Annotated in this window: 8 protein-coding genes; 4 read left to right on the top strand and 4 right to left on the bottom strand. The window is 40.7% G+C overall.

Going from position 1 to position 12,215, the window contains the following annotated elements; all coding sequences use genetic code 11:
• Positions 1–7: 7 nt before the first annotated feature.
• Positions 8–1,279: a sigma-54 interaction domain-containing protein gene (locus N8A89_RS05220; protein WP_281541312.1), complete on the bottom strand. Its 1,272-nt coding sequence runs from the start codon at positions 1,277–1,279 to the stop codon at positions 8–10.
• A 44-nt stretch (positions 1,280–1,323) separates the two neighbouring features.
• Positions 1,324–2,769 (bottom strand): tRNA (N6-isopentenyl adenosine(37)-C2)-methylthiotransferase MiaB, encoded by a 1,446-nt coding sequence (miaB, locus tag N8A89_RS05215; RefSeq protein ID WP_281541311.1) that lies wholly within the window; start codon positions 2,767–2,769, stop codon positions 1,324–1,326.
• A 172-nt stretch (positions 2,770–2,941) separates the two neighbouring features.
• Between miaB and N8A89_RS05210 the strand changes: the two genes are divergently transcribed.
• On the top strand, positions 2,942–3,661 hold the full coding sequence (locus N8A89_RS05210) for a hypothetical protein (RefSeq protein ID WP_281541310.1): 720 nt from the start codon (positions 2,942–2,944) through the stop codon (positions 3,659–3,661).
• Between the two features lie 84 nt (positions 3,662–3,745).
• Entirely contained in the window at positions 3,746–5,014 is a 1,269-nt protein-coding gene (locus N8A89_RS05205; protein WP_281541309.1) for an LVIVD repeat-containing protein, read from the top strand.
• An 82-nt stretch (positions 5,015–5,096) separates the two neighbouring features.
• On the opposite strand, the gene N8A89_RS05200 is transcribed toward N8A89_RS05205, so the two are convergent.
• Together N8A89_RS05200 and N8A89_RS05195 are read right to left on the bottom strand one after the other, a co-directional pair.
• Positions 5,097–5,972: a hypothetical protein gene (locus tag N8A89_RS05200; RefSeq protein ID WP_281541308.1), complete on the bottom strand. Its 876-nt coding sequence runs from the start codon at positions 5,970–5,972 to the stop codon at positions 5,097–5,099.
• Positions 5,918–8,242, bottom strand: a complete 2,325-nt coding sequence (locus N8A89_RS05195) for a WD40/YVTN/BNR-like repeat-containing protein (RefSeq protein WP_281541307.1) — start codon at positions 8,240–8,242, stop codon at positions 5,918–5,920. The genes N8A89_RS05200 and N8A89_RS05195 overlap by 55 nt, the downstream gene beginning before the upstream one ends.
• A 204-nt stretch (positions 8,243–8,446) precedes the next feature.
• On the opposite strand from N8A89_RS05195, the gene topA reads away from it, so the two are divergent.
• Positions 8,447–10,936 carry a type I DNA topoisomerase gene (gene topA / locus N8A89_RS05190; protein WP_281541306.1) on the top strand — a complete coding sequence of 830 codons (2,490 nt, stop codon included), beginning with the start codon at positions 8,447–8,449 and terminating at the stop codon, positions 10,934–10,936.
• A 33-nt stretch (positions 10,937–10,969) separates the two neighbouring features.
• Entirely contained in the window at positions 10,970–12,127 is a 1,158-nt protein-coding gene (locus N8A89_RS05185; protein ID WP_289645025.1) for a formimidoylglutamase, read from the top strand.
• Positions 12,128–12,215: the final 88 nt, after the last annotated feature.

Genomic DNA, 12,215 nt, shown 5'->3' with positions numbered 1-12,215 from the left:
CTTCCAACTACAAATCGTACTGCTTTATTTTTCGATACAGCGTACGCTCGGATATTCCCAGTTCCTCTGCCGCTGCCTTTCTTTTACCCCTATTCCGATCAAGCGATTTCTTAATCAATTCTATTTCTTTCTCTTGTAAAGATAGGGTTTCCTCTTCTTCAATCTCTTCCGCAAAGTGATACTTATCCCCCGATGAGCTTGACACATTGTTAGTTTCTATAACAGGTTCTGGAAGTTGCAGAAACTCCATTGCAGATTCCTCCTCTGTATCTATCTCATCGTCATCCCCACCGTAAATTTTTCTGATAAGATTTTCATTATCCTCCTGAACCTTTTGCGAGTCGTTATGCTTTAAAAGTTCCATGGTCAGTTTTTTGAGGTCGTTCAAGTCTCCCTTCATATCAAATAGAACCTTGTAGAGGATTTCACGTTCGTTACTAAAATCGCTTTCAGATTTGGACTGGTTAACCACCGCTGGTAAATTGGAACTAGTAGAGTTACTAGGTAGATAGCCACTTAATGTCGCGGCATCTATGTACCTAGTTTTTTCTAGCACGGAGATTTGCTCGGCAATATTCCTTAGCTGCCTAATATTCCCGGGCCATCTATATTTTAAAAGTAGCGCCACAGCATTTTCATCTAAACGAATGGTAGGCATTTTATATTTTTGACCAAAATCCGAGGCAAATTTTCTAAATAATAAATGAATATCATCTTTTCTTTCCCTTAATGGGGGAATATTAATTTCTACTGTGCTCAGACGATAATAAAGGTCTTCCCGGAATTTTTCCTTTTTAATGGCCTCGAACATATTAATGTTCGTAGCGGCCACGATTCGTACATCGGTTTTTTGAACTTGGGAAGAACCTACTTTTAAAAACTCTCCGTTTTCCAGTACCCGTAAAAGACGGACCTGTGTTGTTAAGGGTAATTCTCCTACTTCATCCAAAAAAATAGTTCCACCGTCGGCAACCTCAAAGTATCCGCTCCTGGTCTGGGTTGCACCTGTAAATGCTCCCTTCTCGTGGCCGAAAAGTTCACTGTCTATGGTCCCTTCCGGAATGGCGCCACAGTTAACGGCGATATATTTGGCGTGTTTTCTATGGGATAGGGAATGAATAATCTTGGGTATGGATTCTTTACCCACACCACTTTCACCGGTTACTAAGACCGAAATGTCCGTAGGGGCAACTTGTATCGCTTTTTCCAAAGCCCTGTTCAACTTTGGGTCTTGGCCTATAATTTCAAATCTTTGCTTAATGTTCTGTATGCTTTCCATGCTCTAAATTCCTTTCAATAGAAATTACTTTTTTGATGATACCATCAGTTGTTGTTTGAATATCTGATTGCTTTTCCAATTAAAGTGGCCGATGTGCAATCGTAAACTTCAACATTCACTAAATCCCCTATTTTATAATTTTCCTTAGGAAAAACCACAACCGTGCTCTGCGAATTTCTACCCATCCAGTCTTCGGTGGATTTTTTGGAAGAGCCCTCAATGAGTACTTCCTGAACTTTTCCCAAATGTTGCTCCGTTCTATATTGGCAGTGTTCCCTTTGCAATGTAATGATTTCAGATAACCTCCTTTTCTTCACTGGCTCGGGAACATCATCCTTCATTTTTCTTGCGGCCATGGTGCCTGGCCTTTCGGAATAGGCGTACATATACCCAAAATCGTACTTCACGTATTCCAATGCTTTCAAGGTTGCTTTGTGGTCTTCTTCCGTCTCCGTTGGGAATCCGGTAATGATGTCCTGAGAGATGGAACAATCTGGTAAAATCTTTCGAATATTATCTATAAGTTCAAAATATTCCTCAATAGTATGTAAGCGGTTCATTTCTTTAAGGATTCGGTTGCTGCCGCTTTGAACCGGTAAATGAATATGCTTACAGATATTATCGTATTTCGCCATGGTCCTGATTACATCCAAAGTCATGTCCTGTGGATTGGATGTGGAAAACCGAATACGCATTTTTGGTTGTGTTTTGGCCACCAGTTCCAACAGCTGTGAAAAATTCACAGCCGTTGCTTTTTGCATTTCGGATGCTTTTTCAAAACCTTTTTTAAGGCCTCCTCCATACCACAAATAGCTATCAACGTTCTGGCCTAATAGTGTAATTTCCCTAAATCCTTTTTCCCAAAGCTCGTTTACTTCGGCTAAAATAGATTGCGGATCCCTACTACGCTCCCTCCCTCTGGTAAAGGGCACGACACAAAAAGTACACATATTGTCGCAACCTCGGGTAATGGAAACAAATGCGGTTACTCCATTGGAATTAAGCCGCACCGGGGCAATATCGCCGTAAGTTTCCTCTTTGGAAAGGATAACGTTAACGGCATCCCGACCATCATCGACCTCTTTGATTAGATTCGGAAGGTCTTTATAGGCATCCGGACCAACCACCATATCCACTATTTTTTCCTCATCCAGTAACTTGTCTTTTAATCGCTCCGCCATACATCCCAACACCCCTACTTTCATATGTGGTCTGGTTTTCTTAACCGCGTTATACTCCGTTAAGCGTTTGCGTATGGTCTGTTCGGCCTTGTCCCGTATAGAGCAGGTATTTACCAAAACCAGATCTGCTTCTGCCAAATTTTGGGTGGTATTAAAACCTTCGTTGGTCAATATGGAAGCCACTATTTCGCTGTCGGAGAAATTCATGGCGCAACCGTAACTTTCTATGTAAAGTTTGCGGGAATTTAAAGTTTTGTCCCCAAGAACTAGCGTTGAGCCCTGTATTTTTTCGTCAATCGTTTTTTCCATGTATGCTGAACTTATTTCAGTATCCCTAAGACTTTATTCTAAGAAATAATAGGGACGCAAAGATAGCACTATTATCAAATTCGTGACAATATGACAGTTTATTTTAGCGTTATTTTAGGGTTTGAAACGTTATGCTTACTTTTCGTTATTAAATTAAAGAGCATCATTACTCATGAACCTAGAAACAGTCAACCAAAAAATTAGCGAAAGACCTCCGTTGGAATTTGGCAGTATATTTAGCAGATCTATCGATTTGTTCAAAAAAGTATGGCTTCAGGGTTTCATCACCCTTTTGCTCACCTTTTTAACTATTCTGCCCTTTTATATAATGATTTATATTCCTATGATTGCCGCAGGTATAACCGACCCGGAAATGTTAAGGAATGAGGAGCTTCCGGCAATTGTAGTTATAAGCATGTCAATTCTTTTGCCTGTGGTTCTAATAGGGGCAATGACCTTTACTCTGGCCCTTAATGCGGCATTTCTGAGGATTTGTAAACAAAAGGATTTTAACGAGTCCACCTCAGATGATTATTTCTACTTTTTTAAAGAGGGTCGTTTGGGTAGAATATTGATTGTTTCCTTGATAACCCTAGGCTTGAGTTTACTCGGGATGTTGGCCTGCGGTTTGGGGATTATTTATCTTGTTGTTCCCCTTTCTTTGTTTCCTGCATTTTTGGCCTTTAATGAAGAGCTAACTGCCATGGAAATCGTAAAATCCAGCTTTACCCTAGGAAATAGGAACTGGCTCGTCATATTTGGATTGGTTATCGTCATAGGCATCGTTGCGGAACTCGGCGTTCTTCTCTGCTGTATAGGTATTTTATTTACAGCTATGCTTTCCAAGATTCCAGCCTATCTTATGTATAAGGACGGGGTGGGGTTTGAATAGAATTCATATTTTATCTTAACGTTACATCACGCAACTAAAAGTGTATTTCTTCATCTATAGGGTAACAACCCAATAAATTAAAAAATGAAAAATAATATTCTTTTCCTGTTCGTTGCAGTTTTGGTATCGTTTGTTTCTTGTGATAATGACGGTCCCTACGAGGATTACTTAGTCGCACGCCCCATTGTAATGGATGCCATTACTTTTAAGGCTGAAGCCATTGATATTACTGATCCGGTCCCCATAGTTTCTTCGGGGAAGATATATGCGTACAAGAACTACATTTTTGTAAGTGACACCAACTTGGGTTTTCATGTAATCGATAATCAAAACCCTAGTGCTCCCAAAAGTATCGCTTTTATAAAGTTGGAAGGTAACAACGACGTTTCTATTAAAGACAATAAGCTCTATGCGGATAGTTACGGCGATCTTGTGATTTTTGATATTTCCAATATTAACGACATACAGTTATCCGGACGAGTGGTGAACGCTATATATAACAATTACGTATGGGCCGTGAATATAGAGTATCCACAGGCGGACATTTATGACTATGGCAACGTGGATTTTGACAAGGACATTATTATTGGTTGGGAGGTCAATACAGAGAGAAGGCTTGTATCAGAATATGAAGCACAATTTGGTTGCAACGATTGTAACGCATTGTTTTCTTTGGAAGATTCAGGTGGTGTGCCCCAACCTTCCGTGGGACAAGGTGGTTCTTTGGCACGTTTCAAAATAATAGGTGATTATCTTTATGTGGTTGATTATAGTGACATCAGTATTTTTGATATCTCAAACTTAGAGGAACCGGTGGTCCTAGACGATGTACAGGTGGGTTGGGATATTGAGACCATCTACAGTCAAGTGGATATTCTATTTATTGGCGGTAGGCAGGGCATGTATATATATAACATAGAGAATCCTGAGAAGCCCGAATTTATATCAGAATTTAGACACGGTACTGCATGTGACCCCGTTGTGGTCGATGGTAATTATGCTTATGTGACCCTGAAAGGTGGAAATTTCTGCGGCAATGCAGAAAGTGGACTTTACGTAGTAGATATCTCTAATTTAAAAAATCCAGAACTGAAGGTAATCTACCCAATGGAAGGTCCAAACGGATTGGGAATAAAAGATGATAAGCTTTTTATTTGTGATGGCGCTGCGGGGCTAAAAGTATTTGACAAGAGTGACGCTCCAAATATTACACAGCTCAACCATTTTGAAAACATAGTCACCTATGATGTCATTCCCTTAAACAATTCATTGTTGATGATTGGTGATGGTACCTTATATCAATACGAATACTTGGAAAACGATATAAGACTGTTGAGCACATTTGAATTATAATGGTATAGAATGATAGTTAAAATAAAAAGGGATGCGGTTTTTTTCGCATCCATTTTTTATAAAACTGTTTTTAGCTAATCTATTATTCTGAAGAAATCATCTTTATTTGATTCTCCTGAACTTTGTTGTTGATAGTTTCAATGTACTCTTGCATCAAGGCATTTAAGCTATTGATTTCCACATCCAGCTCGGCAGTAGCCACTTTAAAAAATTCCTTGGCCTGTTCAGTGGGTGGGTAATCACCTCTTTGGGAATCGGCCATTAAGAATGCTAACCGATTATTTATACGAATACCATAATTAAGTGGATCTTGTCTGCTTTGATTTTTGGTCATATGGATATTGTTCTCAATAACGGATAATTTAGACTCAAACTCAGCAATCAGCTCTTTCATTTCCTTATTCCCCTTTGTCTTCTCTTTCAAATAATCCAAATCTTTTTGTACCATACGGATATTAGTGATCGCTTCATTCGCCCTACTGACCTGATTCCGAACTTCCATCAGAAAATCGAATTGCTCTTGGTAATCTTTTTGGGTAGTGTCCAATCTTGGGTCCTTTACGATAGTGAACTCTTGTTCTTTCTCATCACCATTAAAGGATAATCGTGCCTTATAATTGCCCGGTACGGCTTTTGGTCCCACATTGGGTGAAGAATAGAACACCATACCTTCAAAAGTTTTAAAGCCCGGATAGCGCATATCCCAAATCAACCTATTCCCTCCAGCTTCTACCTTCAAAGGTTTTGTTGCCGATGGGTCCAATTTGTTTTCTTTAGCGGTATTGGAAAAGGTTTGGATAATGGTGCCATCCATCTCCATAATATCCACTTGTACGCTATCGGTATCTTTTAGATTTTGAAGGTAATAATTGATGATGGTACCGTTGGGATGGTTTTCACCTACTAGTTTGGTGTCCGGTTCTTCCCATCCTCCCGATTGATGCATTCTGTAGGACATGTCCGGTTTATAAAGATGAAAATCGCTATTGGCCACTTCTGTTGATAGTTGATGCAGGGGGTAAGATCATCGATCATCCAAAAACTCCTACCGTGGGTTGCGGCAATCAAATCATTATCACGTACATGTAAATCGCGTATGGCGGTTATGGGTAAGTTTAATTGGAAAGGCGACCATGATTTTCCGTCATCAAAAGAGATGTACATACCCCATTCCGTGCCGGCATAAAGTAAGCCTTCCCGGACTTTGTCCGAGCGTATGGCCCTGGTATAATAATCCTCTTTAATCCCATTCGTAATTAGTGTCCATGTTTTTCCGTAATCTTCGGTTTTATACAGGTAAGGTGTGTAATCCCCGAATTTATATGCGGTCGCAGCTACGTATGCGGTCCCTTTTTTGAATGGACTTGCATCAATACAATTAATCATATTCAATTTAGGGGAAATGCCTGCCGGTGGGGTAACGTTTTCCCAATTCTCACCGTTGTCCCGCGTTACATGAATCAATCCATCGTCACTCCCCGTCCATATTACGCCTTCTTCCAACGCAGATTCTGCAATAGCAAAAATGTTGGAATAGAATTCAGCCCCGGTATTATCTTGTGTAATGGGCCCGCCAGAAGACTTTATAGTCTCCGGTAACCCTCGGGTGAGGTCCGGGGATATCGTTTTCCATGATTGCCCACCATTGGTCGTAGCGTGCAAGAAGTTAGAACCTGCGTATAATTTATTGGAGTCATGCATACTGAACATTACAGGATAGTTCCAATTGAAACGGTATTTCATCACTTCTGCCCCTGATCCTGCCGGATTGTCCGGCCAAACATTAGTCGATTTGGTTTGCCCTGTGGTATGGTCTTTTCTGTTCATATACCCTTTATAGGTGCCGCCATACACAATATCGTTATTCTTTGGGTCTGGAGCTAGATGGGCGCTTTCGCCTCCTGCTGTAGGTTCCCAATCCCGTTCGGTAATCGCACTGCCAGACGAACGATGGGAAATACGAATTGCCGAATTATCCTGCTGTGCCCCATAAATGCGATAGGGGAAAATACTGTCCGTGGTAACGCGATAGAATTGTGCCGTAGGTTGATTATAGTATGTTGTCCAGTTATTACCACCATCATTGGATATCTGTGCGCCACCATCATCTGCAATTGCCATTCTATTATTGTTATTCGGGTCAATCCACAAGTCATGGTGATCGCCGTGAGGGGCATTTTTTAAGGTAAAGGTGTTACCGCCATCGGTAGACACACCATAACTTACATTCATCACGTAAAGCTTATCCACGTTCTGTGTATCCGCATAAATACGGGTGTAATACCAGGCCCGTTGGCGTAAAGCCCTATTTTCATTTATCTTTTTCCATGTTTTTCCAGCATCGTCCGAACGGAAAAGTCCACCGTTTTCGGCCTCAATCAATGCCCAAACCCTGTTAGAGTCCATAGGGGAAACGGTTATGCCCACAATACCCCAAGGAAAGCCTGGCAAACCAGAATGGGTAGAAATATCGGTCCACGTATCTCCACCATCCGTAGATTTAAACATTTTACTCTCGGGGCCACCACTATCCATACGATAGCCGTTACGTTTCATCTCCCAAGTGGCCGCATATAATATTCTTGGGTTATTGGGATCCATGATTAAATCACCTGCTCCCGCCTTATCACTTACATATAATATTTTTTCCCAGTTATCACCTCCATCAACGGAGCGGTAAACACCCCTTGTTTCGTTCGGTTTCCATAAATTACCGATGGCAGCCACATAAAGAACATCTGGGTTCTTGGGATGAATTCGAATCCTAGCAATATGCTCTGAGCCCTCCAGTCCAATAAATTTCCATGTTTCTCCTGCATCCAAACTTTTCCAAAGTCCGTGACCTGATGAAACATTACCTCTTAAGGTCTGTTCCCCTTCCCCTACATATATAATGTTCGGATCAGATTCTGCTACGGCAACGGTGCCAATGGAACCCCCATAATATCCATCTGAAATACATTCCCAAGAATTACCCGCATCAACGGTCCTCCAAACGCCGCCCCCGGCCGTCCCCATATAATATAAATTAGGGTTGTTGTTCACTCCCGTCACGGTGCCGGCCCTACCTCCCCTAAAAGGTCCTACAAGTCGCCATTCCATACCATCATAAAGTTTTTCTTGGTACGTAACGTTGTTGTTTTTAGTGTTTTTCCGTTGCGCATTTGTCTTTTGAAACGGATAACAAAAAAGTAAGGCGGCAATAGATAAAAAATAAAGGTTCTTCATATTTCGGTGATCATTTAATTAGCTTCTTTAAAAATAACAATAATTTGTTGTGACGCTCAGAAAAGCCTTGGTTTTATCGTTTAGTTTTCTACCGATAACGTAAATATGAGTCTCATTTTTCAATGTATAGCACGTCCAAAATCAAAGCCTTCAAATTTTAAAGTTTAATTTTTAGTATACATTTGCATCCATAAAATAAGGTTAATGGCCAAGAATCTAGTAATTGTAGAGTCACCTGCAAAGGCAAAGACAATAGAGAAATTTTTAGGAAAGGATTTTAAGGTAGAGTCCAGTTTTGGGCATATAGCCGATTTACCCTCCAAGGAATTAGGGGTAGATGTAGATAATGATTTTGAACCAAAATATATAGTTGACAAGGACAAAAAAGCCTTGGTCAAAAAATTAAAGGATTTAGCTAAAAAAGCGGATACAATTTGGTTGGCAAGTGATGAAGACCGAGAGGGAGAGGCCATATCATGGCATTTAGCGGAGGAATTGGATCTTGACAAGAAAAAAACAAAAAGGATTGTATTCAACTCCGTAACAAAGGCTGCTATCCAAAAAGCTATTGAGAATCCAAGGGAAATAAACTTCAACTTAGTAAATGCCCAACAGGCAAGACGGGTTTTGGATCGTTTGGTAGGTTACCAATTATCTCCAGTATTATGGAAGAAAATTAAACCGGGACTTTCCGCAGGTCGCGTGCAATCGGTTGCCGTACGGCTGATCGTAGAAAGGGAAAGGGGCATTGAGGCCTTTACTCCAGAGGCATCCTTTAAGATTGCCGCGGAATTTCAGACCGAAGATGGTAATACCTTTGCCGCAAAATTAAATAAGACCTTCGCCACGCAAAAAGAGGCCCAAGCGTTTTTGGAAAAAAATATTGGGGCTAGCTTTTCCGTTGGAAAACTAGATAAAAAGCCTGCAAAAAAATCACCTTCTGCTCCGTTTACTACTTCTACGTTACAGCAGGAAGCTTCCAGAAAACTATACTTTTCCGTTGGTAGAACCATGCAAGTGGCACAACGGTTATATGAAGCAGGACTCATCACCTATATGAGAACGGATAGTGTTAACCTTTCAGGTGAGGCAATTAGTGCGGCCAAAGATGCCATTATTAAGAATTACGGAGAAAAGTACAGTAAGGTTAGAAATTTTAAGGGAAAATCTAAAGGCGCACAAGAAGCTCACGAAGCAATTAGGCCTACTGAAATGGGTAATCAATCGCCCTCTTTGGAAAGGGACCAATCAAAATTGTACGACCTTATATGGAAAAGAACGGTCGCCTCTCAAATGAGCGACGCCGAGTTGGAGCGTACAAACGTCAAGATAAAGGCAAACAAACATTCCGAGGAGTTTACGGCTAACGGAGAGGTCATTAAGTTCGATGGTTTCCTTAAAGTGTATATGGAAGGTCTGGATGATGAGGACATGGCAGAAGAACAGGAAGGGATGTTGCCGGCCATGAAAGAAGGGGAGTCGCTTATAAATAACTCAATTACTGCTACCGAACGTTTTACACGACCACCATATCGTTTTACAGAGGCTTCCTTAGTAAAAAAGCTGGAGGAGCTAGGTATTGGAAGACCTTCTACATATGCCCCAACCATATCTACTATTTTAAATAGAGGCTATGTAGAAAAAGGAACAATAGAAGGTGCGGAACGAAAATATGTACAATTGGTCTTGCAATCCGATAAGGTAGAAAGTAAAACGCTAACTGAAAATGTAGGATCGGACAAAGGAAAGATGGTGCCTACCGACATCGGTACTATTGTGACGGATTTTTTGGTCAGCAATTTTGCCAATATTCTGGATTACAATTTTACGGCAAAAGTGGAAGAGGATTTTGATGAAATTGCTTCCGGAGAAGAGGATTGGAAAAAAATGATGAAAAATTTCTATAAGGATTTTCATCCCAATGTCGTGGACGTGGAAGAGAACGCGGAGCGTGCCAGTGGTGAACGTGTCTTGGGAAAAGACCCAAAAACTGGAAGACAGGTGTCCGTTCGTTTAGGTAGGTTCGGTCCAATGGTACAGGTGGGTACTGTGGACGACGAGGAAAAACCTTTGTTTGCGAGTTTGTTACCGGACCAATCCCTGAATACGATTACGTATGAAGAGGCCATGGACCTCTTTAAATTACCAAGAAAGCTTGGGGTTTACGAAGGGGAGGAAGTTGAGGCCAACGTGGGGCGTTACGGTCCTTATGTAAAGTTCGGGAAGAAATTCATTTCGATGGAGCAAAGTGATAATGCCATGGAAATAACACTGGACCGTGCTAAGGAACTTATTATAGCCAAACAAAAAGCAGATGCGCCTATTACCAATTATGAAGGAAAGGATGTTACCAAGGGAACTGGAAGATTTGGACCGTTCATAAAATGGGACGGTATGTTCATTAATGTGAACAAAAAATATGATTTTGATAACCTTTCTCAACAGGACATAGAGGAACTTATCGAAGCAAAAAAACAAAAGGAAATAGACAAGGTAGTTCAAAACTGGCCAGATGAAGGAATACGAATTGAAAAGGCAAGATGGGGTCGTCATAACATTATAAAAGGAAAGATAAAGGTAGAGTTGGCAAAATCTGTAGACGCCTCTAAAATGTCATTGGAGGAAGCTACGGCTCTAATTGATAAAAAGACCCCTAAGAAAAAGGCAAAAGCTAAACCAAAGTCAAAAAAGTAGGCTAATTTCACAACTACAAGAATTCCTATAAAAATGGCCTTTGATTTTTTAGTTCCAGTAGAAGATAGAGTAATTGCCCATTGCGAACTGTTGCCCGCTCAGGCAATAGGGAAAAACACCCACATACACACGGTAAAGGACGGTCTTCCCGTCCTTGCGAATGCGACGATAGCCATAGTCGGGGTGAAGGAAACAAGAAATGCATTTGAAAAAAAGTTGGAACAGTTGGATGTTTCTGAAATCAGGATGCAATTCTACCGCTTACTTCTAGGAAATTGGAATTCTACCATAGTTGATTTAGGCGATATAGAAGAAGGCGATACTGTAGAGGACACTTATTTTGTGGTAAAGGAGGTCGTGGCAGGCCTATTGGAGGAGAAAGTAATTCCGGTTATTCTAGGTGCCACGCAAGACGTCAGCTATCCCGCTTACAGAGCATTTGATGGTATAAAGGATATGATTAACCTGGTGGCTATTGATAGTCGCTTCGATTTTGGAATCGATGACGAGCTAATATCCTCTCATTCCTATATGAGTAAGATTATTACGGATAAGCCCAATAATCTGTTCAATTTCTCCAACATAGGATACCAAAGCTATTTTAATGCCCAAGAGGAAATCGATTTAATGGAACGACTATTCTTCGATGCCTACAGGTTAGGGGAGGTGGCAAACGATTTGGCATTGGCGGAACCGGTATTACGAAACGCCCATATGATAAGTTTGGATGCCAGGGCGGTAAGGGCAAGTGAAATGGGCCTTGCCAATAGTTTCTCACCTAACGGTTTTTCGGGACGTGAGATTTGTACCATAGCCAGATATGCCGGTATTAGTGACAAAGTATCCCTGTTCGGGATTTTTGAGATGGAGAACAATGTGCAATCGCAGCAACTTGTAGCTCAGATTGTTTGGTATTTCATAGAGGGAATCAATTTTAGGATTAATGAATCCCCGTACTCTAAAACGGATGATTTCCTTAGGTATACCGTTCCCACGGAAGAAGAAGAACTCGTTTTTCACAAAAGTCAACTTACCCAAAGATGGTGGATAGAAGTTCCATCAATTTTCACTTCGCATACTAAAGCAAACACACCTGCGTTATTACCATGCACCGAGAAGGATTATTTAGATGCATGTAATCAAAACATTCCTGAAAGGTGGTTTAAAGCTTACAAGAAAGGCTTTAACTAAACAAGATTATTTTTTTATCGGATTAAAAGACTACAATACAATAATTTAAATAAAATGTAGTTTTAGAAGTTAGAATAAACAATCGTAT

Source organism: Maribacter aestuarii (genome assembly GCF_027474845.2).
Taxonomy (GTDB): Bacteria; Bacteroidota; Bacteroidia; order Flavobacteriales; family Flavobacteriaceae; genus Maribacter; species Maribacter aestuarii.
Note: the sequence above shows the minus strand (reverse complement) of the source record. Positions and strands in the feature narration are given on the sequence as shown.